The sequence below is a fragment of the Pelomonas sp. Root405 genome (assembly GCF_001425165.1).
Lineage (GTDB): Bacteria > Pseudomonadota > Gammaproteobacteria > Burkholderiales > Burkholderiaceae_C > Pelomonas.
The window spans coordinates 95,443-118,765 of the sequence record NZ_LMDU01000003.1 but is presented as its reverse complement, the minus strand read 5'-3'; the positions used below and the strand labels follow the sequence as shown (position 1 = coordinate 118,765).

General features: G+C 68.3%; 23 protein-coding genes and 1 tRNA gene. 13 read left to right on the top strand and 11 right to left on the bottom strand.

Going from position 1 to position 23,323, the window contains the following annotated elements:
* Nucleotides 1-1,097: IS30 family transposase (locus ASC81_RS08050; protein ID WP_369820844.1), on the top strand; the 1,097-nt coding region annotated here is incomplete at its 5' end.
* A gap of 196 nt (nt 1,098-1,293) precedes the next feature.
* On the opposite strand, the gene ASC81_RS08045 is transcribed toward ASC81_RS08050, so the two are convergent.
* The 5 genes from ASC81_RS08045 to ASC81_RS08025 all read right to left on the bottom strand — a co-directional run bounded on the left by ASC81_RS08045 (nt 1,294) and on the right by ASC81_RS08025 (nt 8,607).
* Nucleotides 1,294-2,133 carry an alpha/beta fold hydrolase gene (locus tag ASC81_RS08045; RefSeq protein ID WP_082536361.1) on the bottom strand — a complete coding sequence of 280 codons (840 nt, stop codon included), beginning with the start codon at nt 2,131-2,133 and terminating at the stop codon, nt 1,294-1,296.
* Between the two features lie 210 nt (nt 2,134-2,343).
* Entirely contained in the window at nt 2,344-2,565 is a 222-nt protein-coding gene (locus ASC81_RS08040) for a hypothetical protein (protein WP_056265000.1), read from the bottom strand.
* 273 nt (nt 2,566-2,838) lie between these two features.
* Complete coding sequence (locus ASC81_RS08035; RefSeq protein WP_056914172.1) at nt 2,839-4,233, bottom strand: efflux transporter outer membrane subunit; 1,395 nt, start codon at nt 4,231-4,233, stop codon at nt 2,839-2,841.
* Nucleotides 4,230-7,376 (bottom strand): efflux RND transporter permease subunit, encoded by a 3,147-nt coding sequence (locus tag ASC81_RS08030; protein ID WP_056264996.1) that lies wholly within the window; start codon nt 7,374-7,376, stop codon nt 4,230-4,232. Before ASC81_RS08030 ends, ASC81_RS08035 begins: the two co-directional genes overlap by 4 nt.
* A 4-nt stretch (nt 7,377-7,380) precedes the next feature.
* Complete coding sequence (locus ASC81_RS08025) at nt 7,381-8,607, bottom strand: efflux RND transporter periplasmic adaptor subunit (RefSeq protein ID WP_162245871.1); 1,227 nt, start codon at nt 8,605-8,607, stop codon at nt 7,381-7,383.
* Nucleotides 8,608-8,713: 106 nt separating this feature from the next.
* On the opposite strand from ASC81_RS08025, the gene ASC81_RS08020 reads away from it, so the two are divergent.
* A complete protein-coding gene (locus tag ASC81_RS08020) occupies nt 8,714-10,099 on the top strand; it encodes an ATP-binding protein (RefSeq protein WP_056264993.1) in 1,386 nt (461 codons plus the stop codon).
* Nucleotides 10,092-10,820, top strand: coding sequence for a response regulator (locus ASC81_RS08015; RefSeq protein ID WP_056264990.1), 729 nt, complete (start codon nt 10,092-10,094; stop codon nt 10,818-10,820). Before ASC81_RS08020 ends, ASC81_RS08015 begins: the two co-directional genes overlap by 8 nt.
* A 13-nt stretch (nt 10,821-10,833) precedes the next feature.
* On the opposite strand, the gene ASC81_RS08010 is transcribed toward ASC81_RS08015, so the two are convergent.
* Both ASC81_RS08010 and ASC81_RS08005 read right to left on the bottom strand, forming a co-directional pair.
* The gene (locus tag ASC81_RS08010) at nt 10,834-12,198 is read right to left on the bottom strand and encodes a sorbosone dehydrogenase family protein (RefSeq protein ID WP_235533596.1); all 1,365 of its coding nucleotides are present in this window, start codon (nt 12,196-12,198) and stop codon (nt 10,834-10,836) included.
* The gene (locus tag ASC81_RS08005) at nt 12,195-12,581 is read right to left on the bottom strand and encodes a DUF2231 domain-containing protein (RefSeq protein ID WP_056264985.1); all 387 of its coding nucleotides are present in this window, start codon (nt 12,579-12,581) and stop codon (nt 12,195-12,197) included. The genes ASC81_RS08010 and ASC81_RS08005 overlap by 4 nt, the downstream gene beginning before the upstream one ends.
* Nucleotides 12,582-12,738: 157 nt before the next feature.
* On the opposite strand from ASC81_RS08005, the gene ASC81_RS08000 reads away from it, so the two are divergent.
* Together ASC81_RS08000 and ASC81_RS07995 are read left to right on the top strand one after the other, a co-directional pair.
* Nucleotides 12,739-13,503, top strand: a complete 765-nt coding sequence (locus ASC81_RS08000) for a cytochrome c oxidase assembly protein (RefSeq protein WP_056264983.1) — start codon at nt 12,739-12,741, stop codon at nt 13,501-13,503.
* A complete protein-coding gene (locus ASC81_RS07995; RefSeq protein WP_056264980.1) occupies nt 13,500-14,162 on the top strand; it encodes a cytochrome b in 663 nt (220 codons plus the stop codon). Before ASC81_RS08000 ends, ASC81_RS07995 begins: the two co-directional genes overlap by 4 nt.
* Here ASC81_RS07995 and ASC81_RS26485 read toward each other — a convergent pair.
* Nucleotides 14,086-14,727 carry a c-type cytochrome gene (locus ASC81_RS26485; protein WP_162245870.1) on the bottom strand — a complete coding sequence of 214 codons (642 nt, stop codon included), beginning with the start codon at nt 14,725-14,727 and terminating at the stop codon, nt 14,086-14,088. The two genes, ASC81_RS07995 and ASC81_RS26485, sit on opposite strands and share 77 nt — an antisense overlap.
* Here ASC81_RS26485 and ASC81_RS26920 point away from each other — a divergent pair.
* The 4 genes from ASC81_RS26920 to ASC81_RS07970 are packed head-to-tail and all read left to right on the top strand — an operon-like array spanning nt 14,726 to nt 18,951.
* Nucleotides 14,726-15,109 (top strand): cytochrome c family protein, encoded by a 384-nt coding sequence (locus tag ASC81_RS26920; RefSeq protein WP_156391890.1) that lies wholly within the window; start codon nt 14,726-14,728, stop codon nt 15,107-15,109. The two genes, ASC81_RS26485 and ASC81_RS26920, sit on opposite strands and share 2 nt — an antisense overlap.
* A gap of 4 nt (nt 15,110-15,113) precedes the next feature.
* Nucleotides 15,114-16,052 carry a cytochrome c oxidase subunit II gene (coxB, locus tag ASC81_RS07980; protein ID WP_235533595.1) on the top strand — a complete coding sequence of 313 codons (939 nt, stop codon included), beginning with the start codon at nt 15,114-15,116 and terminating at the stop codon, nt 16,050-16,052.
* Entirely contained in the window at nt 16,049-18,649 is a 2,601-nt protein-coding gene (locus ASC81_RS07975; RefSeq protein ID WP_056264971.1) for a cbb3-type cytochrome c oxidase subunit I, read from the top strand. The genes coxB and ASC81_RS07975 overlap by 4 nt, the downstream gene beginning before the upstream one ends.
* Nucleotides 18,646-18,951, top strand: coding sequence for a hypothetical protein (locus ASC81_RS07970; RefSeq protein ID WP_157581033.1), 306 nt, complete (start codon nt 18,646-18,648; stop codon nt 18,949-18,951). The genes ASC81_RS07975 and ASC81_RS07970 overlap by 4 nt, the downstream gene beginning before the upstream one ends.
* A 177-nt stretch (nt 18,952-19,128) precedes the next feature.
* On the opposite strand, the gene ASC81_RS07965 is transcribed toward ASC81_RS07970, so the two are convergent.
* Nucleotides 19,129-20,433: an alkaline phosphatase PhoX gene (locus ASC81_RS07965; protein ID WP_162245869.1), complete on the bottom strand. Its 1,305-nt coding sequence runs from the start codon at nt 20,431-20,433 to the stop codon at nt 19,129-19,131.
* Between the two features lie 217 nt (nt 20,434-20,650).
* Here ASC81_RS07965 and ASC81_RS26480 point away from each other — a divergent pair, with 217 nt between their 5' ends.
* The 4 genes from ASC81_RS26480 to ASC81_RS07940 all read left to right on the top strand — a co-directional run bounded on the left by ASC81_RS26480 (nt 20,651) and on the right by ASC81_RS07940 (nt 22,284).
* A complete protein-coding gene (locus ASC81_RS26480) occupies nt 20,651-21,085 on the top strand; it encodes a DUF3597 domain-containing protein (RefSeq protein ID WP_082536357.1) in 435 nt (144 codons plus the stop codon).
* Nucleotides 21,086-21,259: 174 nt separating this feature from the next.
* On the top strand, nt 21,260-21,490 hold the full coding sequence (locus ASC81_RS07950) for an addiction module protein (protein ID WP_056264957.1): 231 nt from the start codon (nt 21,260-21,262) through the stop codon (nt 21,488-21,490).
* Complete coding sequence (locus tag ASC81_RS07945; protein ID WP_056264954.1) at nt 21,487-21,789, top strand: type II toxin-antitoxin system RelE/ParE family toxin; 303 nt, start codon at nt 21,487-21,489, stop codon at nt 21,787-21,789. Before ASC81_RS07950 ends, ASC81_RS07945 begins: the two co-directional genes overlap by 4 nt.
* Nucleotides 21,790-22,074: 285 nt before the next feature.
* Nucleotides 22,075-22,284, top strand: coding sequence for a hypothetical protein (locus ASC81_RS07940; RefSeq protein ID WP_056264951.1), 210 nt, complete (start codon nt 22,075-22,077; stop codon nt 22,282-22,284).
* A 284-nt stretch (nt 22,285-22,568) separates the two neighbouring features.
* Here ASC81_RS07940 and ASC81_RS07935 read toward each other — a convergent pair.
* Nucleotides 22,569-22,645 (bottom strand) — tRNA-Met (locus ASC81_RS07935).
* Nucleotides 22,646-22,759: 114 nt separating this feature from the next.
* Nucleotides 22,760-23,323 (bottom strand): RNA polymerase sigma factor, encoded by a 564-nt coding sequence (locus ASC81_RS07930; RefSeq protein ID WP_056264948.1) that lies wholly within the window; start codon nt 23,321-23,323, stop codon nt 22,760-22,762.

Here is a 23,323-nt window from a genome sequence, read left to right as displayed (position 1 = left end):
CTACAGACTCCGTCCGCCTAGTCATATTCACAGTCCTACTCCTATCCTCAAAGATAAGCGATGGACCGTGTCCGGTCATTCAGGGGGCTAGCTCAGCCCGAGCGTCGACGTTGCCAACCGCGTTGACTCTGGCGGAGAGAGAAGAGATCTCGCGTGCGCTGATGGCGGGGCAGTCGATGCGTTCGATCGCCGTTCAACTCGGCAGGGCGCCGTCGACGATCAGCCGGGAGATCTGTCGCAACGGCGGCCAGCACGGCTATCGGGCAACCTTGGCAGACCAGGCTGCATGGGAACGCGCTCTTCGACCGAAGCTCTGCAAACTGGCCAAGAACCGGGCGCTGGCTGGCATCGTGGCGGACATGCTGCGGATGCTGTGGTCGCCAGAGCAAATCGCGGGCTGGCTCCAGCATACTTATCCGAACGACCAGAGCCTTCACGTGTCACACGAGACGATCTATCGCAGCCTGTTCATTCAAGCGCGTGGCGCCTTGAAGAAGGAGCTGCTGGAGCATCTGCGGCGCACGCGCGGCATGCGTCGCTCGCGTTCCTACACGCAGAAGACTGCGATACATGGCCAGATCGTCGACGCGGTGTCGATCAGCGATCGGCCCGCGTCAGTCGAGGACCGGGCGGTGCCTGGTCATTGGGAAGGAGACCTGGTCTTCGGCAGCGGCAACAGCCAGATCGCGACGCTGGTCGAACGCCAAACGAGATACGTGATGCTGGTGAAGCTGAACGGCAAGGATTCGCAGACGGTCGTCAACGCGCTCATCAAGCATGCCCGCAAGCTGCCGCAGGAGCTCTACAAATCGCTCACCTGGGATCGAGGCACGGAGATGCATGGGCACAAGCGATTCACCATGGCCACCGACATCCAGGTCTACTTCTGTGACCCACAAAGCCCTTGGCAGCGGGGCAGCAACGAGAACACCAATGGGCTGCTCAGGCAGTACATGCCGAAAGGCATCGACATCTCCGGCTACTCTCAGGCCAAGCTCAATTCGATCGCCAGACAATTGAACGAGAGGCCGCGCAAAACGCTCGGCTTCCAAACGCCCGCTGAGCGATTCAGCGAATGTGTTGCGATGACCGGTTGAATCCGCCGCACTTTGCGGACTCTCAGGTGCCAACAGCCAACGACAGCAACCAGCCCTGAAGCCGACGACCGTTGCGCGGCCGTTGATGGAGACAAAGGCGACACTTGCCCGGCGGCCGCCAAGGGCTGTATTGAACCGACCCCGCCGCTCGAGCAATCTCTAACAACGCGACGCGCGATTGCGCTGAGAAGTCAGATCACGCCGCTTTGCTCGCCCGCGCCGCGGTTCGCGCGTGAGTCCGGTCCAGCCAGCTCAGCAGTGCGGCATTGAACTCAGCCGCCGCGTCATGACTGACCCAGTGGCCCGTATCGAACGCCAGCACCTCGTTGCCTGGCCGCCCCTGCAGGGCAGCCAGCCAGGCGGCGGAATGAAACATGAACGGCTTGCGGGTGCCGTAGGCGAACAGCATCGGGCAATGCGGCTCGAAGGGCCGGCTGCCGTAGCCGCCCGCCCACTGCACGACATAGGGGTAGTTCATGTGCGATCCGACCCGGCGCATGTCGCTCGGCGCCTTCGCCCAGCGCGCTATGCGTCGGCTCACCGCATCGCCTTGTGCCGCCGGCAGCGGCCAGGCAAGCGCCAGGGCGAGCTGGTAGCTGGCAATGCCGAGCTTGCTGGCGAGGCCCAGGCTGGCGAGATGCGCCTTGGAGCCTGCGTCGCCTACGTCCAAGGCCATGATGGCCTCCACCCGCTCGGGATATGCCTGCGCAAAGCGGTAGCCAAACACGCAGCCCCAGTCATGCAGCAGCAACGTGACTGGCCGGTCGGGGCAGACGTTGTCGGCAATCTGCTGCAGGATCGAGAGGATCTCGTCGAGGTCGTAGATGCGGCGCTCGTGCCGGCGGTCAAAACCCGGCAGCGTGAAGCGCACGCAGCGCACGCGACCGCGCAGCGCCGCCACCTGCGGCGCCCACAATGCGGCCGTGTCCGGCCAGCCGTGAATCATCACGACGGTTCGGTCCCCGGCGCCCTCGATGAGCACGTCCAGTCCGGCGACCTGGCGTGTCTCGCGGTCAGACGATGGATCTCGATTCATGAAGCTCTTTGCCACGGGTTGGTCTGGCCCGGACGGTCCGCGGGCATCGCAAGAAGGCATTCGACCTCAGGGTCAGTGAAACCGACCAAGCAGAAGGTGGCCCGGCAGCCAGTGTGCCCAGCCGGTTGGCTCGCGCATCGAGCCGGCATTGCGACCCCGGACGGCCGCTTCTCCCAGGGCCGCACTAACTCCGGGGCGGCCACGGCACCGTCAGCGCACCAGCCGCCTCACCCCGTCTCGGCCGGCCGCCGAACGGGCGATGAAGGACGTGCCCAGAGTGCGGCCGATCCAACGCATCGCTGGACCGCGTGCACGGCCCGAGGCCATCAGCAGCAGCGCACCGACACCGAAGGTCACGAGATGCTCGCCCGGAAAGCCGGGCCGGCGGTCGTCACGGCGTTTGATCTCAGCGAGTTTGGACAAGAACGGCATGGTGATCTCCTGGTTGGAAGGCGACCAGCATGTGCCTATCACGCGGTGCAGCCCAGCGGAGGAAGTCGCCATGGCCTGCAGGAAACCGCCTACCGGTACATGAGCGGTCTGTCCATCGTCGCCCGCCTTATGGGAGTCGGACACAGGCAGTCCCTGCGGACTGCTTGTGCCTACGGAAGGCCTGGGCCTCTGGCGCACCGCAGGCCCGGCGCTCGGCCCGCAGATTGATGGACCGCGCCCGGTGCGACGGCACCATGAACCACTGACGTGGCGTTAGCTCGCCGGCGCCCAACGCCCGCCGAGCGCGCGCAGCAGCGTGACGCGATTGGCCTGTTCGATCTGGCGCAGGCTCACCAGCGCCTGCTGGGCGCTGGCGAACTGGCGCTGGGCGTCCAGCAGTTCGAGCTGGCTGCTGCCGCCCAGGCGGTAGCTTTCCTCGGCCAGCCGCAGGGTCTGCGCCGCGGCAGCCACCTGGGCCTGCTGGGCGTCCAGGCGTTCGGCCAGGCCGTCGCGCACGGCCAGCGCATCGGCCACCTCGCGGAAGGCGGATTGCAGCGCGGCCTCGTAGTTGGCCAGGGCCTGGCGGCGGCTGGCCTGGGTGACCTCGACCTGGGCCGCGCGGGCCCCGCCGTCGAAGAGCGGCAGGTCGATCTGCGGCAACACGCTCCAGACGCCGCTGCCGGTCTTGAACAGGCCGTCGAGGTCGGGGCTGCGGGTGCCGGCGCTGGCCGTCAGCGTCAGGCGCGGGAAGCGGGCCGCGCGGGCTGCGCCAACGTCGAAGGCCGCGGCCTGCAATTGCTGCTCGGCCGCGCGCAGGTCCGGGCGCTGCAACAGGACCTCGGCCGGCAAGCCCGGCGGGATGGCTGGCAGTGCGGTCAGAGCCTGCAGGTCCTGGGCGGCCGGCAGCAGGCTGTCGGGCAGCGGTTGGCCGGCCAGCAGTTCCAGCTGCAGGCGCGCCTGCGTGACAGCGCTCAAGGACCGCGTAGCCTCGCCACGCGCCGCCTCGAAAGCGGTGCGGGCGCGGGCGAGTTCCAGGCCCGAGGCGGCGCCGAGGCGGTGGCGCTGGTCGATCAGCGACAGGCTGCGCTGCTGGCTGTCGCGCAGCTGCAGTGCCAGGGCCAGGCGCTGCTGCTCGGCGGCCAGGGACAGCCAGGCATTGCTCACCTCGGCCACCAGGCTGAGCTGCGCGCTGCGCTGCGTTTCCTGCTGGGCCAGGTAGCGCGCCAGGGCCGCGCCCTCCAGGCTGCCCAGGCGGTCGAACAGGTCGATCTCATAGCTGGCCAGGCCGAGGTTGACGCTGTAGCTGCTGGCGGTGACCCCGCCGGCCGCGCGCTGGCGGCTGGCCGAGGCGCTGGCGTTCAGGTCGGGAATGCGGTCGGCCTCGGCGATGCGGTACTGCGCACGCACCCGCTCCACCGCGGCGGCGCTTGCGCGCAGGCTGCGGTTTTGCGCCAGCGCGACGCCCACGACCTGGCGCAGCCGGGCGTCGGCGAAGAAGCCGTCCCATTCATGCGCCACGGCCGTGGCCTGTACCGGCGTGGCGCTCACGCGGAAATCCTCGCGCAGCGGCGGCGTGCTCGGGTCGCGCGCCGGCACCAGGCTGCCGCAGCCGGCCAGCAGCAGCGTACAGGTCGCGCCCAGCAGGGTCAGGTGTTGATGCGGCCTCATGCCTGCACCTCCGTCGACGCCGGTGCTGGCTTGCTTCGGTTGAAGCGCCGCTGCACCCACAGGTAGAACAACGGTACGAAGAAGATGCCCAGCACCGTCGCGCTGGCCATGCCGCCCAGCACGCCGAAGCCGATGGCCTTCTGCGAGCCCGAGCCGGCGCCGCTGGAATAGGCCAGCGGCAGCACGCCCATCATGAAGGCCAGCGAGGTCATCAGGATGGGGCGCAGGCGCTGCCGGCTGGCCAGCAGCACGGCGTCCATCAGGCCCATACCGCGGGCCAGCAGGGTCTGCGCGAACTCGACGATCAGGATCGCGTTCTTGGCCGACAGGCCCACTGTCGTCAGCAGGCCGACCTGGAAGAACACGTCGTTGTTCTGCCCGCCCAGATGACTGGCGGCCAGCGCGCCCAGGATGCCCAGCGGCACCACCAGCATGACGCTGAAGGGCACCGACCAGCTCTCGTACAGCGCGGCCAGGCACAGGAAGATGAACAGCACCGAAACGGCATAGAGCAGCGGCGCCTGGTCGCCGGACAGGCGCTCCTGGTAGCTGCGGCCCGACCATTCGAAGCCGATGCCCGGCGGCATCTCGGCCAGCACCTCTTCCATCACCTTCATGGCCGCACCGGAGCTGACGCCCGGCGGCACATCGGCCTGGATCTCGTAGGCCGAGCTGCCGTTGTAGCGCACCAGCTGACGTGGGCCGTTGATCCAGCTGCTGGACGCGAACGCGGCGAACGACACCATCTGCCCGGCGCTGTTGCGCACATACCAGTGGTTGAGGCTGTCGGGCGCCGCGCGGTAGGCGCCCTCGCCCTGCACCAGCACGCGCTTGACGCGGCCGCGGTCGATGAAGTCGTTGACATAGGCGCCGCCAAGCGCAATCGACATCGTCTCGTTGATGACGTTGGGCTGCACGCCCAGCACGCCGGCCTTGTGGTCGTCGATGGCGATCTGCAGCTGCGGCGTCTCGGTCAGGCTGTTGGTGCGGGTGCGGCTCAGCTCGGTGCGCTTGTTGGCCAGCTCGATGAGCTGCTCGCGGGCCTCCACCAGCTTGTCTTGGCCCAGCCCGCCCAGGTCCTGCAGAAAGAGCTGGATGCCCGCGCTCCCGCCCAGACCGCGCACGGTGGGTGGCTGCACGATGAAGACGCTGGCATCGCGGATGCGGCGGCCCAGTTCGCGCGTGAAGCGTTCGGCCAGTGCACCGGCCGCCTGCTCGGGCGTCTTGCGCTCGCTCCAGTCCTGCAGGCGGATGAAGCCCTGGCCCGAGCCCTGGTCGCCGCCGGCGCCGCGAACGACGTTGTAGAACAGCACTTCCTTCTGCTCGGCCAGGTAGGTTTCAAGCTGCTGCATCACCACTTCCAGGCGCTCGCTGGTCGCACCCGGCGACATTCGCACCTGAATCTGCAGGCCGCCCTGGTCTTCGTCGGGCAGGAAGGACGTCGGCAGGCTCTTGTACATCCAGCCCATGGCGGCGATCACCGCCACGTAGACCGCGAAGCTGCGCACGCCGCGCCGGCTCATCCAGCCGACGCCGCGCACATAGCGCTCGGTGAAGGCATCGAAGCGGCGGTTGAAGCCGCCGAAGAACCAGTCCAATTGCTTGCCGAACGGCCCGCCGTGGGCGGCGTGCTCGCCCTTGTGCACGGGCTTGAGCACCGTGGCGCACAAGGCCGGCGACAGCGTCATCGCCACCAGCACCGACAGCACCATCGCACTGACCACGGTGATCGAGAACTGCCGGTAGATGATGCCCGTGGAGCCTCCGAAGAAGGCCATCGGGATGAACACCGCCGACAGCACGACGGCGATGCCGACCAGCGCACCGGTGATCTCCTTCATGCTCTTGCGCGTGGCGTCCTTGGGCGACAGGCCTTCCTCGCGCATCAGGCGCTCGACGTTCTCGACGACGACGATGGCGTCGTCCACCAGCAGGCCGATGGCCAGTACCAGGCCGAACATGGTCAGCGAATTGATCGAGAAGCCCGCCACGGCCAGCACGCCGAAGGTCCCCAGCAGCACCACCGGCACGGCAATCGCCGGGATCAGTGTGGCGCGCAGGTTCTGCATGAACAGATACATGATGGCCACCACCAGCACGATGGCCTCGATCAGCGTCTGCACCACGCCCTTGATGGACACGCTGATGAAGGGCGTCGTGTCGAAGGTGACCGTGGCCTTGTAGCCGGGGGGGAAGAAGGGCTCCAGTTCCTTGATCTTGGCCTTGACCGCATCGCCCGTGGCGAGCGCATTGGCGCCGCTGGCCGGGAAGATGGCCACGCCGGCGGCGGTGCGGGCGCTGGAGCGCACATTGGTCGTGTAGCTGTCGCGGCCGAGTTCAACGCGGGCCACCTCGCCCAGGCGCAGGGCCGAGCCATCGGGCTGCACGCGCAGCACGACGTTCTTGAACTCTTCGGCCGTGGTCAGCTTGGATCGCGCGGTGATGATGGCCGTCAGGCGCTGGCCGGGCGGTGCTGGCTGGGCGCCGATCTGGCCGGCCGAGACCTCGGTGTTCTGCTGTTGCAGGGCGGTGCGGATGTCGCCGGGCACGAGGTTGTAGCGTTGCAGCTTCAGCGGGTCCAGCCAGATGCGCATCGCATAGCCCGAGCCGAACACGTTGACGTCGCCGACGCCCTCGACGCGGCTGATGATGTCCACCAGCGTGCTGTTCAGGTAGTCGCCCAGGTCGGAGGAGCTGACCGCCGGATCGTCGCTGGTCAGCATCATCACCATCAGGAAGTCGGTGCCCGACTTGGTGACGCGCACGCCTTGGGCTTGCACCGCCTGCGGCAGCCGGCTGATGATGGACTGCACCTTGTTCTGCACCTGCACCTGCGCGGTGTCGGGGTCGGTGCCGGCGACGAACGTGAGCTGCGTATTGGCACTGCCCGCGGCACTGCTGCTGGACTCGATGGACAGCAGGCCGTCGATGCCCTTCAGGCTCTGCTCGACGATCTGTGTCACCGAGTCCTCGATGGCCTTGGCGGATGCGCCCGGATAGCTGGTGTTGATGGACACGCGCGTGGGCGCGATGTCGGGGTAGCGCTCCAGCGCCAGCTGGTGGATGGCGCCGCCGCCGGCCAGCATGATGACGATGGCGATGACCCAGGCAAAGATGGGCCGGTCAATGAAGAAGGAGGCCATCGTGTCAGCCCGCGCTCGCCACCGACGCGGCCGAGGCGGGCGAGGCGGCCGAAGCCGCGCCGGCCGGCGGCTTGCCCTCGCCCTTCTTCTTCGGTGCCGAGCCGGCGGGCACCGGTGTCACCACCTGGTTGGGACGGGCGCGCTGCAGGCCCTCGACGATGAGCTTGTCGCCCACCTTGAGGCCGCTGGTGACCAGCCACTGGTTGCCGACCGCACGCTCCAGCACCAGGCGGCGGCGCTCGACCTTGTTGCCCTCGCCCACGACCAGGGCTGCGGCATCGCCGGTGGGCGAACGCGTGACGCCCTGCTGCGGCACGAGGATGACGCCGCTGTCCACGCCGGCCAGCAGCTTGGCGCGCACCACCATGCCGGGCAGCAGGCTGCCCTTGGGATTGGGCACCGTGGCGCGCAGCGTCACCGCGCCGGTGCCGCGGTCCACCGTGACGCCGCTGACCTGCAGCGTGGCGGGTTGCGGGTGCACGCTGCCATCCTCCAGCATCAGCTTGAGCTGGCGGCTGCCGGTGCTGCTGTCGAGCTGGCGGCGCAGGGTCAGCATCTCGGCGCTGCTCTGCACGATGTCGATCTGCATCGGGTCGAGCTGCTGCACGGTCGTGAGCGCCTGGGTCTGGTTGGCCGTCACCAGCGCGCCAGCCGTCACGCTCGAGACCTCGGTACGGCCGCTGATGGGCGAGGTGATGCGCGCGCGCTCCAGCTGCACGCGGGCGGCATCCAGCGCCGCCTTGGCCACGGCCACATCGGCCTCGGCCTGCTTCGACGCGCCGGCGCTGTCGTCGGCAGCCTGGCGGCTGATCGCGTCGACCTTGAGCAGCTCGGCGTCGCGCGCGGCCTTGCTGCGCGCCACGGCCAGCGAGGCCTCGGTCTTCTGCAGCGCGGCGGCGGCGCGGGCGCGCTCGGCCTCCAGGCCGGCGGCGTCCAGCTGATAGAGCGGCTGGCCGGCCCGGACCAGCGAGCCTTCAGTGAACAGGCGCTTGAGCACGATGCCGCTGACCTGCGGGCGGATCTCGGCCACCTGGCTGGCCGACAGGCGCCCCGGCAGATCCAGCTCCAGCGGCGCGTCCTGCGTGCCGACGCTCACGACACCGACTTCGGGCGGCGGCGGCTTGGCGCCGGCCTTGGCCGCGTCGCTGCCGGCCTTGTCCTGGCAGGCGCCCAGCACCAGCAGGGCCGCCAGCGCGGGGAAGGTGAGAATCTTGCGCACATGCTTGTCCATGGCGCGGCATGCTGCCAGCAGAATGTGGAGAGAGCTTGAAGTCACCTGCAGCGGCCGGGATTGCTTGCCGCGAGGGCCGCGCCGCCGCCACCATTGCCCCCTGATGATGAAGCTCAGCCTGACCGCCCGCCTGTTCGCCGCCGTGTTCAGCACGGCCATGGCCGTGGCCCTGGCCATGGGCGTGTTGACCCACGTCAACCTGAACCGCGACTTCCTCGGCTACCTGAACGAGCAGGCGGTCAACCGGCTGGACCTGGCCCAGGTCAGCGTCACCGCGGGCTACCGAGAAAACGGCGGCAGCTGGGACTTCCTGCGTGAGAAGCCCGAACTGTGGGGCCGGCTGCTGCGACCGCGCGTGCCGGAGGGGCAGGCACCGGCCGTCAAGTCCAGCCCGGCCGAGCTGACCGGCGCAACACGCCGCTTTGCGCTGCTTGATGTCGACCGCCAACGCATCGCCGGCTTCAGCCAGCCATCGCCGGACGCCGTCGAGCGCCCCATCGTGGTCGATGGCCTGACGGTCGGCTGGCTGGTGCTGACGCCCTTCGAGTCGGTCAGCTCCGGCGCCGAGAAGCGCTTTGCCGATGCGCAGCTGCGGTCCGCCTGGGCGGTGGGCGGCGGCGCCGTGCTGCTGGCCGCCGGCGTGGCGTTCTGGGCCTCGCGCCGCCTGCTGCGCCCCGTGCGACGCGTGGCCGAGGCCAGCCATCGCCTGGCCGCCGGCGACTACGGCACCCGCGTGCCCGTCACGGCCAGCAAGGACGAGATCGCCCAGCTCAGCCATGACTTCAACCACCTGGCCCTGACCCTGCAGCGCAACGAGGCGATGCGTCGCGAGTTCATGGCCGATGTCTCGCACGAGCTGCGCACACCGCTCGGCGTGATGCACGGCGAGCTGGAGGCGCTGGAGGACGGCGTGCGCCGCCTCGACGCCCAGGCGCTGCGCTCGCTGCAGGGCGAGGTGGCGACGCTGCACAAGCTGGTGGACGACCTCCATGAACTGTCGCTGGCCGATGTCGGCGCGCTGTCCTATCGCAAGACCGACCTCGACCTGCGCACGCTGATCGACGGCACCGCCGGCGCCTTCCGCGAGCGCATCAGCGGCAGCGGCCTGGCCCTGCAGCTGGAGCTGCCCGACCAGCCCCTGCCTGCCTTCGGCGACGAGCGCCGGCTGCGCCAGCTCTTCAGCAACCTGCTGGAGAACAGCTGCCGCTACACCGAGGCCGGCGGCGCGCTGCGCATCAGCGCCCGGCGCGAAGGCCCGCACGCGGTCATCGACGTGCAGGACTCCGCGCCCGGCGTGCTGCCCGAGCAGTTGCCGCGCCTGTTCGAGCGCTTCTTCCGCGCCGAGGCCTCGCGCAGCCGGCGCAGCGGCGGGGCGGGCCTGGGCCTGTCGATCTGCCAGCGCATCGTGCAGGCGCATGAGGGCCGCATCGAGGCGCGCCCCTCGCCGCTTGGCGGCCTTTGGCTGCGCGTTGAGCTGCCGAGTCATGGCTGAGGCTTCGCTAGCCCTGGACACCGGCCCCGCACGCGTGCTGGTGGTCGAGGACGAGCCCAAGCTGTCGGCCCTGCTGGCTGACTACCTGCGCGCCGCTGGCCACGAGCCGGAGTGCGTGGCCGATGGCCGCGACGTGCTGCCGGCCTGGACCGCGCGCCGCCATGACCTGATCCTGCTGGACCTGATGCTGCCAGGGCTGGACGGCCTGAGCCTCTGCCGTGAAATCCGCGCGCGCAGCAGCGTGCCCATCGTCATGCTGACCGCGCGCGCCGACGAGACGGACCGCCTGCTGGGCCTGGAGCTGGGCGCCGACGACTACATCGCCAAGAACCCCTTCAGCCCGCGCGAGGTGATGGCCCGCGTCAAGGCGGTGCTGCGGCGCAGCCGAGGCAGCGGCGGTCCGCCGCCGGCGCCGGCCGCGGACGAGGGGGGCGAGCTGCCGCTGCAGATCGACGACGCTGGCTGGCGCGCCAGCTGGCGGGGCCAGGCCCTGGACCTGACACCCATCGAGTTCCGCCTGCTGCGCACGCTGGCGACGCAACCGGGCCGCGTCTACTCCCGCGCCCAGTTGCTGGCGCAACTGCACGATGACGGCCGCGCCGTGACCGAGCGCGCGGTCGACAGCCATGTGAAGAACCTGCGCCGCAAGCTGGAGCAGGCCGGCGCCGGCACGGAGTGCATCCGCGCGATCTACGGCGTGGGCTACCGCTTCAACGCCTGAGGCGCCCGCAGCTTTAACCGGCCGGCGCGCTCGCCGGCATTGGTGCGCTGGCCGCCGCAGGTGCGCTGGCCGACGCCGGCGCCACGCGCCAGATGGTGTTGGACAGGTCGTCGGCGACGATCACCGCGCCCTTGGGGTCGACCGTGACGCCGACCGGCCGGCCCATGGTCTTGCCGTCGGCCTGGAAGCCGGTGACGAAGTCGACCGGCGGGCCGCTGGGGCGGCCGTTCGTGAACGGCACGAAGATCACCTTGTAGCCGACCGGCTGCTTGCGGTTCCAGCTGCCGTGCATGCCGACGTAGGCGCCCTCGGCAAATGGCGCGGCGGCGCCCGGCTGCACGAAGGACAGGCCGAGCGGCGCCGAGTGCGACTGCAGGGCGTAGTCCGGCTTGACGGTGGCCTGGACCTTGCTGTCGTCCTGAGGCTGCACGCGGCGGTCGGCATTGGGGCCCCAATAGGCATAGGGCCAGCCGTAGAAGGCGCCCTCTCGCACCGAGGTGAGGTAGTCGGGCACCAGGTCGGGCCCGAGTTCGTCGCGCTCGTTCACCACCGCCCAGAGCTGCCGGCTGCCGGGCTCGAAGGCGAGCGCCGTCGGGTTGCGCAGGCCGGTCGCGAACGGCTTTGTCGCGCCGGTGCTGGCGTCCACCTGCCAGACCAGGGCGCGGTTTTCCTCGATGGCCAGACCGCGCTCGCCGACATTGCTGTTGGAGCCAATGCCGACATAGAGATAGCGGCCGTCGGCATCCGCCGCGAGGGCCTTGGTCCAGTGGTGGTTGATGGCCGACGGCAACTTGGCCACGGTCACCGGGGCGGCGGTGGCGCGAGTCTGGCCCGGCGCGTAGTCCAGCCGCACCAGCGCGTCCTGGTTGGCGACGTAGAGCTTGTCGCCGGCGAAGGCGAGGCCATAGGGCGCATTGAGGTTCTCGGCATAGACCCAGCGGCCTTCGTAAGTGCCGTCGCCGTCGGCATCGCGCAGCAGGGTCAGGCGGTTGCCGCCCTTGACCTTCGTGGTGCCCTTGGCCTTGATGAGGCCGGCAATGATGTCCTTCGGCGTCAGCGCCGGGGCGCCGCCGCCCCTGCCTTCGGCCACGAGGATGTCGCCGTTGGGCAGCACCAGCGTCTGGCGCGGGATCTTCAGATCGGTGGCAATGGCCTGAATCGCCCAGCCTTGCGGCACGGCGGGGCGGCGCTCGCCCCACCCGGCCGGCTCGGCGATGCGCATGTCGGGCAGCAGGCCGCGCTCCGGCGACGGCAGCTGCGGATTGGCACCGTGCTGTTCGGCGGCCGGGCCGGTCTGAGCGACGACGAAGCCGAGGGTTGCGCCCAGCACCGCGACGGCCATGGTGCCCAGGGCGATGCGCCGGGCCCGGGGCGTCATGCCGTCCTCCGGTGCATGCCTGCCAGGCCAAGCGCGCTGGCGGCTGCAGCGAGCACCACCACCACGACAGACAGGATCAGCGCGGTCGGCATCGCAGCCCAGGCGTCCCTGGCGTGGACCAGTGCATTGATGAAGCCGAGCACGAAGGTCGCGAGCAGCAACAGCAGGTAAAGCATGCCGTGGCGATGCCGCGTGGTGCGTGAGCGCAGCAGCACGTCCAGCGCGCCCCACAGCAGCGCGATGCCCGCGAGCACCAGGCCGGCGGCCACCAGCCAGGACGCAAAGTTGGTCCACTGCACCTGATAGCTGCTGCTGTAGGCCCAGTCGCTGAGAAGCGCACCGAGAAACAGCGGCAGCGCGGAGAAGGCGATGACGGCATGCATGGCTGGGCCATGGCAATCGCGATGCCGGCCCCTCGGGCAGCGCGTTTGCCATGGGCGCTTGCCGGTGGCCACGGCGCGGCCCGGTGAGCGGGGCTGCCGTAAATGTTGCGGCAAACGCTGCCGCCGGCGCTGTGCATACTCGACTTGAGGCCACGACGTGGACGAACCCAGAAGGTGGATTCCCTATTGCGGCGAGGCGCCCGGCCCCGAGGCCTGGCTGAGCCGTTGGAATTTTGATCCGGTGCTGGGCGCCTGCCTGCTGCTGCTGGCCATGGCGCTGTGGCGCCCGGCTGCGGTGCAGTCGGCGACGGCCGGGCAGCGCCGCAGCCTTCGCCTGGCATGGGCCGTGACGGTGCTGCTCTACGTGTCGCCGCTGTGCGCGCTGAGCTCGGCCTTTTTCACGATCCGCGTGGTCCACCACATCGCGCTGGTGTTGGCGGTGGCACCGCTGCTGGCCCACGGCATGGCGCCGTGGCTGCATCGCCTGCCGGCGCCGCTGTGGAGCAGCACCGCCATCGCCGCGATGACCTTCTGGACCTGGCATGCGCCCGCGCCCTATGCGGCGGCGTTGTCGTCGACTGCCATCTACGCGCTGATGCAGCTGACGCTGCTGGCCAGCGCCACGGCCTTCTGGCTGGCGGTGCGGCGGTCCGCGCCGGCGGCGGCGCTGGGCGCCATCCTGGTGACCACGGTGCAGATGGGGCTGCTGGGCGCGCTCATCACCTTCGCCGTGCGGCCGCTGTATGCGCCGCACTTCGCGTCCACGCTGAGCTGGGGCGTCGCGCCGCTGCAAGACCAGCAGCTCGCCGGCATCACGATGTGGGCGCCGGGCAGCATCGCCTACCTGGTGGCCGCGATGTGGATTGGCTGGCGCTGGATGCGTGCGGAGCGTGGGCGCGGATCGGTGGCTGAGCCCGCATGAACCTCATCGCCACCATCGAATGGGCCGAGGGCTACAACCGGCGCGGGCTGTACTCGCCCATCGGCGTCACCTTCCACTGGGTCATGGCGGCGCTGATGATCTTCCAGCTGGGCTATGGCTGGTACTTGAGCTGGGAGCCGGCGGGCGGCGACAAGTACCTGGGCTACCAGACCCATGCGCAAGTCGGGCTGACGATCATGATGCTCGGCACGCTGCGCTTCTTGTGGCGCAGCCAGATCACCGGCCCCAAGAACGTCGACGAAGACTCGCTGGCCGGCCGGGCCAGCCGCCTGCTGCAGGCCTGGTTCTATTTCAGCTTCTTCGCGCTGCCGATCAGCGGGTGGGTCATGTGGTCCACCCTGCCCAGCGACCTGCCGCTGACCGTCGCCGGCGTGATCCCGTTTCCCAACCTGCCATTCGACCAGATGTCCGAGGGCCTGCAGCAGCGTGTGATGCGCTGGGCCGCGGTGGCGCATCTGTGGATTGTCTGGATGACGGTGCTGGCCATCCCGGGCCATGCCGGGGCGGCGGTACTGCACTACCTGGTCAAGCGCGACCGCGTGCTGCCTTCGATGTTCGACCTCAACGGGCCGCAGAAGCCGGGTGTGATGGGATCTGCGACAGATACAGGCTCAGCTGATGAACCTCCACGGGCTTGAGCTGCTGCGCCACCTTCAACATCGCATGGCCGGCGTCATTGCGCCGCTTGGCCACCTGCCAGTCCTGCAACTGCTGGGCAAGGTAGAAGGCCGGCTGGGCGTTCAGCGGCGGGCCCAGCTCGCTGCCCGCGCCCTGGGCACCATGGCATTGCTGGCAGGCGCGGGCATACAGCGCCGGGGTCGCCGCGGCAATGGCTTCGCGGCTGGCGGGCGGCATGGCGCGCGGCGGCAGCGCGGCGTAATAGCCGGCCACCTGCACGCGTTCATGGCTGTCGAGAAACCGCGCCACGTCGCCCATCAGCTCGTGTGGCCGCAGGCCGGCCGCGTAGTCCTCCATCTGCTTTTGCAGATAGCCCGCCGGCAGGCCGGCCAGGCGCGGCGCGTCGAAGCCGTTGCCCTCGCCGCGTGCGCCGTGGCAGCCGATGCACGCATAGCGCGCGCCGCCTTCACCGCCACTCATCGCAATGAGGTCGCCGCTGCGGCCGAAGCGGTCGTCGCTCGGGGCCATGCGGTCGGTGCAGGCGGCAGCCAGCAGCGGGAAGATGAGAAGGGACAGGTGGCGCATGGCGGGTGAATCATCGTCCCTGGCAAGCATCGTGCTGGGCTGCGCCCTCCTTGCCGGCTGCGACGGCCCGCCCAAGCGCACGCCGACCGTGGGCGACGCCGACGCGGCGCGCGGCCGGCAGCTCGTTGCGGACAAGGGCTGTGTGGCCTGCCACACCTTTCCCGACGTGAAGTGGCCGCGCGGCGGGCTTGGGCCTGCGCTGGAGAACTTCGGCCGACAGGGCCTGATCGCCGGTCGATTGCCGAACCAGCCCGGCGTGTTGATGCAGTTCGTTCGCAACGCACCGTCGATGGTGCCCGGCACCGCCATGCCAGCCGTTCCCATGTCCGACCAGGAAGCACGCGATGTCACCGCCTACCTCCTCCAGCTCAAGCCTCACTGAGGCCTTGAGCGGCTGGCCGCCGCCGGTGCTGGACCCGCATGGGCCGTTCTCGAACACGGTCACCACGCTCGCCTGGGTGCTGATCGGGCTGATGACCCTGATCTTTCTGCTCGTCTGCGCGGCGATGTGGGTGGCGCTGTATGGCAGCGACGAGCTGCGCGCCAAACTCGGTGGGGAGCGCATCGTCAGGTGGTTCGGGCTCATCATCCCGGCCGGCGTGCTGTTGCTGCTGCTGGCCTGGGGCCTGACGCTGACGCGCGGGCTGACGGCCATCCAGGGCGACGAGCTGCGCATGCGCGTGTCGGGCAACATCTATTGGTGGCGCGTGTCCTACCTGGATGCCGCAGGCCGCGAGGTGCTGGCGGATGCCAACGAGTTGCACATCCCCGTCGGCCGCCCGGTCGTCATCGACATGGTGTCCGAGGACGTGATCCACAGCTTCTGGGTGCCCAAGTTGGGCGGCAAGATGGACATGGTCCCGGGCCGCACCAACCGGCTCAAGCTGCAGGCCGACAAGGCGGGCAGCTATGGCGGGCAATGCGCCGAGTTCTGCGGTGGCGCGCATGCGCTGATGGGCTTCGTCGTCGTCGCGCACGAGGCCGCCGACTGGCAGCGCTGGCTGGATTCACGCCTGAAGCCACTGCCCACCACGCCCGTCAGCGTCGAGGCTCTGCGGGGCAAGCAGCTGTTCAGCGAGGTCGGCTGCGCAGCCTGCCACCGCGTCGCCGGCACCTCGGCACAAGGCCTGTCCGGCCCCGACCTGACGTTCGTCGGCGCGCGCCGGTCGCTGGGCGCAGGCATCCTGCCGAACACCCGCGGCACGCTGATCGGCTGGATAGGCGACAGCCAGTCGATCAAGCCGAACAACCGCATGCCGTCCTACCGCTCGCTGCAGGCCGATGAACTCAACGCGCTGGCGGCCTACATGGAATCTCTGCGGTGACGGCCGGCGGCAGCCCCGGCGTGGCAGGTGCGGTGCGCGATGCAGCGGCCGGGCCCACGGAGACCGGCTTCGACACACGGCTCTACGAGCGCTTTCCGACGCAGGGCGAGCGTCCACCCGAAGAATTGGAGGCCTTGAAGAAGGTCTGGGAAACACCGAAGGGATGGCGCGCCTTCAGCGCCGTCAACAACAACTTCATCGGCTTCCTGTTCATCGTCACGGCCTTTGGTTTCTTCATCGCCGCAGGCATCTTGTCGCTGGTGATGCGCGTGCAGTTGGCCGCACCCATGGCCGCCGTCGTGCCGCAGGAGACCTACAACCAGCTCTTCACCATGCACGGCTCGGTGATGATGTTCCTGTTCGCCGTGCCGGCCGTCGAGGCCATCGCTGTGATGCTGCTGCCGCAGATGCTGGCCGCGCGCGACCTGCCGTTCCCGCGGCTGTCGGCCTATTCGTACTGGGCCTATGCCATCGGCGGCACCGTCTTCTTCGGCTCGATCTTCTTCAGCCTGGCGCCGTCGGATGGCTGGTTCATGTATCCGCCGCTGAGCTCGGGCGTCTATTCCAAGGGCATCAACGCAGACTTCTGGCTGCTGGGCATCGGCTTCATCGAGATCAGCGCGATTGCCGGCGCCATCGAGCTCATCGTCGGCGTGCTGCGCACGCGCGCGCCGGGCATGACGCTGACGAAGATGCCCGTCTACGCCTGGGCCATCCTGATCTTCGGCGTGATGATCATCCTGGCCTTCCCGGCCATGATCATGGTGACCTTCCTGCTGGAGCTGGAGCGCGCCTTCAACTGGCCGCTGTTCGACGCCACGCGCGGTGGCGACCCGCTGCTCTACCAGCACCTGTTCTGGTTCTTCGGCCACCCCGACGTCTACATCATCTTCATCCCGGCGTCGGCCATGGTGTCGACCATGATCGTCACGGTCGCGCAGAAGAAGCTGGTCGGACACGAACTGGTGGTGCTGGCGATGATCGCCACCGGCTTCATCAGCTTCGGGGTGTGGGCACACCACATGTTCACCGTCGGCCTGCCGGAGCTGTCGGCGGGCTATTTCTCGGCCGCGTCGATGGCGGTGGCCATCCCCGCCGGCGCCCAGGTGTTCGCGTGGATCTGCACGCTCGCGTCAGGCAAGGTGCAGCGCAACGTGCCGTCGCTGTTCCTCGTCGGCGGCATCCTGATCTTCGTGATGGGCGGCCTCACCGGTGTCATGGTGGGCATGGTGGCCTTCGACGGCCAGGCCCACGACACCTACTTCGTCGTCGCCCACTTCCACTACGTGCTGATCGGCGGCATGGTGTTCCCGCTGTTCGCCGGCTTCTACTACTGGACGCCGATGATCAACGGGCGGCAGCTGTCCGAGAAGCTCGGGCGCTGGGTGTTCTGGCTGAGCTTCGTCGGTGTGCATGTCACCTTCCTGCCCATGCACCTGAGCGGGCTGATGGGTATGCCGCGGCGCGTCAACACCTACCTGCCGGACCGCGACTGGGACCTGCCGAATCTGGTCTCCACGGTGGGCGCCTTCATCATGGCGGCGGGCGTGTTGCTGTTCCTCATTGACGCGGTGCGCTGCTACGCCCGCCAGGGCGGCAGCGGGGGCGATGCCCGCAACGTCTTCAACGGCGGCACGCTGGAATGGCTGTCGGCTGGCAACTACTCGGTGCGCTCCATTCCCGTGGTAAACGACCTGGAGCCGTTGTGGACCGACCCGCGCATGGCCAAGGACGTCGAAGCCGGGCGTTACTTCCTGCCCAACACCGCCACGGGTGCGCGCGAGACCTTGATCACCAGCACGTTGCGAGCCGAGCCGCAGTACGTGCAGATCATGCCGGGGCCGTCCTGGTGGCCGGTGCTCTCGGCGCTGTTCACGGCCGGTTTCTTCCTGCTGCTGACGGTCAAGGCGATGACCTTGAGCGCCATCTGCGGCGTGCTGACGGTGTTCTGCCTGATGCGCTGGGTCTGGGGCAATGACCGCCACATTGCCGAGAAGCAGGTCGATGCCGGCGCCGGCATCCTGCTTCCGACCTACGTGGCCGGCCCGGCGTCGCACGGCTGGTGGGCGGCCATGCTGCTGAACATCGTGCTGGGCATGATCTTCCTGATGGCGATGTTCGCCTACCTCTACCTGTTCGGCGCCCATCCCGACTGGTGGCGCATCCCCGCGCCGCGCGGCGTCGTGTTGCCGGGTCTTTTGCTGCTCAGCGCGTCGGCTGGCCTAGCCTGGGCCGCCCGGCCGTTGATAGCGCGGCTCAAGCGCGGCAGCGGCATCAGCGCCGCTTTGATGACGCTGAGCATGCTGTGCCTGGTGGCCGCGCTGGCGGTGGATGCGCTGGCTTGGTGGCAAGCGGGGCTGCGCGGCGACGCCAGTGGCCAGGGCGCTGCGGTCTACGCCATGCTGGCCTGGCATGGCGCCATCGTAACGGCGGTGGTGCTGTCTGCCTTCTACTACGCGCTGCGCTGGATGCGCGGACTGGCGCCAGGCCCGGCTAACAAGACGCTGGAGGCGCTGCGCCTGCTCTTCATCTACGCCGCACTCGAAGGCACCGCCGGCCTGCTCTTGCCGCGCCTGCTGCCATGGGGCGCCGCGTGAAGTCGCTGCCGCTGCCCGGTTGGCGGCCCATCCTCACCGCCTTCACGATCTGGTTCCTGCACTTCATGGTGTGTTGGGCGGCGGCCGAGATCTGGCCCCACCAGTGGACCGCCAATGCAGTGGCCTGGGCCGCCACGGTCATCGCGCTGCTGGCCGTCGGCGCGCACCTCAAGCGAGTGCGCGCGCGGCATGCCGCTGGCCAACTGCCGGGCTGGCACTACCGCTTCGCACAGGGTGCGATGGCGATTGCGACGGCCGCGGTGCTCTTTGGCGCGCTGCCCTCCCTCGTCTTTCTGCCTTGAGGCTTGAAGCCCGCTTCCATCTCGGCGAGCGCCGGACAGGCCCGCCGGAAAGCGCGATGTGCGATCTCTTGATAGGTCAGTGCACGGCGACGGGATGCGGCGCGCCGGGGTGCTCACCTGCTGCAGAAGCTTGACCTCGCCTGATCCAGGCGAAGTTGGGCCGCTGGAAACCGCCAGCTAGAACGGCCCGCTGATGGCCACCGTGTACCCGGGCCGGTAGATGTTGGCGAACAAGGTCTTGCCGTCCGCGCTGAAGCAGGCGCCGGCCCATTCGGTGTTGCGGAAGTCGCCCTTGATCCCCAGGTGCTCGCCGTCCAGCACGGTATTGTTGCGCGCCAGCTCGGCGAGCTGGCCATCGCGCCCCATCCACCACAGGCGCTGCACCGGCTGCTTGCTGTCTTCGCAGATCAGCAGGCCGCCGCCGGGCGCCAGCGTGACGTTGTCCGGGTAGTCGAGCACGTGGGCACCGGGCGACTCGAAGAACAGCTCCAGTTGCTGGCGCGAGGGGATCAGGCGCCAGACCTGGCCGGCCTGGGCGTCGCCGCCATCGGTGCTGTTGAAGAAGATCTCATCGTCACCGGCGATCAGCCCTTCCAGGCGGGTGAAGCGGCTTGCTCCCTGGACCAGGCCCTGGCGCTGCACCCCGTCGACCGCGCCGCCGACGAAGCCCTGTGCCGGTTGCTCGATGTCGACCCAATCGATATCGAATCGCTGCCCCGGCTTCAAACCCCGGCGCAGGTCGGACGCCCCCTTGGCACGCAGCATCTGCAGGCGGCCGCCTGCGGCCAGGTCGCCCTTGCGCGTGGGCAGCAACCGGTAGAAGCCGGCGGGGCGGTGGTCTTCGGTCAGGTAGACGACGCCGTCGCGCGGATCGACAAGCGCCGCTTCATGCTTGAACTGACCCAGGCTCGTCAACGCCTTGGCGCTTGATACGCCGTCGGCCGGCACCTCGAAAACGAAGCCATGGGCGTGCTCCAGGCGGAACGGCTTGCCGCCGAACTGCCCGCTGTGACCGACCGGCGTGACGATCTCTTCGCAACTCAGCCAACTGCCCCAGGGCGTGATGCCGCCAGCGCAGTTCACCAAGGTGCCGGACAACGAGCCGCGTGCCTCCGCCAGCTTGCCCTGGCGGCGGTCGTAGCGCAGCGTGACGGTACCGCCGCCGCAAGCCGGGTCGTAGTGGCTGGCCGCCGGGCCGAACGGCGTCGGGCCCATGACTTCGTGGTTGCGCACCAGCGTGAAGACCTCACCGTCCGCCCGAGCGATGCCCATACCGTCGGCCGCGCCCGGCATGCGGCTGCCGTCGGCCAGCAGCTCGCCAGCCCAGGCAAAGCTGCGGTAGCTGAAGCCCTCGGGCAGCTGCAGCAAAGGCAGGCCAGTGTTTGCATCAGGCACCGGGCGCAGCGGCCCGTACCCGTCGCCGGCACGGCGCGCGCCGACGACGCGGGCCAGCGCCTCGCCAACCGGGCTGAGCGCGCTCATGGCAAGCGCAGATTGAAGCAGGCGGCGGCGGGGCAGCGCGGGCATGTTCATCAAGAAATCCTATCCCGGGCGCATCGCGTGCCGCACTTGCCAAGCCGAGTCCGTGGGAATAGGTCTGAGGACTGTTGCTTTTCTAACCAGCAAAACAAGCGTCAGGCTGATTGACAGTAAGGCGCAATCCCCTACCGTGCATCAGCCATCACTGCAAAGGACTGCCATGAGCTTCTTCTCCAAAATACTCGACAAACTCGGCATCAACCAGCGCGATGACGTCGCCCCCGCGCCGTCGACAACTTCGACCGCCGCGTCATCGCCTCCTTCGATGCCGACAACGCCAACAACGGCCACAGCGCCCGGGCTGATGCCGGACGGGAGCCCGGCGCCAATCGCCATCGTGGACGTCGAAGCTCAACTTGAGCAGCGTGCCGCGGCCCACGGCCAGAAGCTCAACTGGCGAACATCGATCGTCGACCTGCTCAAGCTGCTGGACATCGACTCAAGTCTGGACGCGCGCAAGGAGTTGGCCGTGGAACTGCGTTGCCCGCCTGAACTGATGCAGGACTCGGCGAAGATGAATGTTTGGCTGCACAAAATGGTGCTCGCCAAGATCGCCGTGAACGGGGGCAAGATCCCACAGTCCCTGCTGGACTGATCTGCGCGCCGAAAACGACAAAGCCCGCACTTGGCGGGCTTTGCCAAGTCCTTCACAGGACTCTTATTCCTTGGTTGCGGGGGCGTGCAACCACTCCCTGAGACGCATCTATTTCCCCAGGTGAGGCAGACCCACTGGGCAACAGCCCAGGCCCTGCCGCGCTAACATCCGGCCATGCGTGCACAACTCGCCGATGAGCTGATTCACCTGAGCCCCGCTGAGAAGCGCGAACTGGGCGAGGCCCTGATCGCCAGCGCCGAGGCCGACGCTGACGGCCCGCCGCAGCTCACCGAAGCCCAGCGCACTGAACTGCGCGCGCGCCTGGCCCACCATCGGGCCAACCCGGGCGAGCGTGGCGTCACCATGCAGGAGTTGAAGGCCAGGCTGCTCAGCGCCCGCGCATGAGCTTCAGCCTGGAATTCAAGCCGCGGGCCGAGGCGGAGATCGCCGACGCTTTCGAGTGGTACGAACAGCCGACCATCCGTCAGGGCGAGGCCTTTCTCGCCGAACTGGAGCGCGTCGAAAGGTTCATCCGGTTGAACCCCCAGCTCTACCCCGAGGTCGATCCGGCCATCCACCGGGCTAACCTGCGCCGCTTCCCCTACTCGCTGTTCTACGTCGTGGACGGTAAAGCCATCAGCGTGTTGTCGTGCTTGCACCAGCACCGAGACCCCGTTGCGCGGCCAGGTGCCAGCGACGCATAGACCCTCCAGTCAGACGTGTTGGGGGCTGGGGCTGGGGCTCGTCCCTAGTAGAGGCCGAAGGCCGCGAGGTTGAACTCGCTTCACGGCCAATCGCAGTCACATTGCGATCTTCAGTTCGTCATCTGTGAGGCTGAATACTGGTTGCCGTAGCTCGAGCCGGAATGTCCCCTCGCCCGTAACCACGGCAGCTCGGGGCGCCGCATCGTCATCGACACCAAGTTCACCTCCATCGGCACGGCAGGGTGGTATCGGGAGCAAAGCCTGCGCAACGGCTACATCTACCAGATGTATGCCTATCTGAGGTCACAGGTCGGCTGCGGCGATCCGCTGGCAGACTCGGCAAGCGGCACGCTGTTGCACCCCTCCGTCGGAACGATGATCGATGAGACGGTCGTCATCCATGGCCACCCGCTCCGCTTTGCGACCGTGGACTTAGCGGCAACACCTGCCGAGATTCGTGCGCAGTTGCTGCCGTGCGCTGAGGTGGCATGTTGATGCGCCTTTTCGCAGAACCCCGCCCGCAGTTGCCACACTAAGGAGTACGACCACACGCCATACGGACCATGGGACGCGCTGCTTGCGCTACTGGTGGGTCGAATTCCCGGAGGGGGACTCAGCGACGCTTGCCGGCACATGTCAGCTTCACTCGCCACATTGACCAATGGTCAGTCGCAGCTCTTCCAGTCCTGGTGACGACACAAGGCCCGTCACAGCGCCCAGAAACGACAAAGCCCGCACTTGGCGGGCTTTGCTAAGTCCTTCAAAGGACTCGTATTTCTTGGTTGCGGGGGCAGGATTTGAACCTACGACCTTTGGGTTATGAGCCCAACGAGCTACCAGACTGCTCCACCCCGCGACTGAAGCTAGCAGTATATACGAGATTTCGGCGGATCGGCAAGTCGCTGGGAGCGAACGGGGCAAGTACCTCCACGAACAGTGGAGCCATCACGGTCAGCTTGAAATGACTCGCCTAGAAAGGCAGCTGGGCGCCGCGGGCTTGCAGCCTGGTGCGCAGATGCGACCGGGCGCGGGATACGCGGCTGCGGACGGTGCCGATGGGTACCGACAGCAGGGCCGCTGCATCCTCGTAGCTCATGTCGTCCATCGCGACCAGCAGCAGCACTTCGCGCATTTCGGGCATCAGGCCATCAAGCTCGCTCTGCAGCAGTCCCATCAGCTGGTTGAGATGGCATTGCTGCTCGGGGTTGGCGTGACTGCAGGGCGTGGCGTCGAGCGCGGTTTCGTCTTCAAAGCGGTAGAGCCGTGACGGCGCGCGCGAAAGGTGGTTGCGCACCAGGTTCATGGCAATGCCGTACAGCCAGGTCGACAGCTGCGATTCACCGCGGAACTGCTCGAAGGTACGCGCAGCCTCGACGAAGGCTTGCTGGGCCAGCTCCTCGGCTTCGGTGCTGTCGCCGATGTGGCGCAACACAAAGCGATAGAGGCGATCCCGATGCTCGCCGAACAACTCCGAGAAGATGACGTTCGGGTCGGCAACGGCCGGATGACGAATCTGAGGGAACTGGGGCTGCAT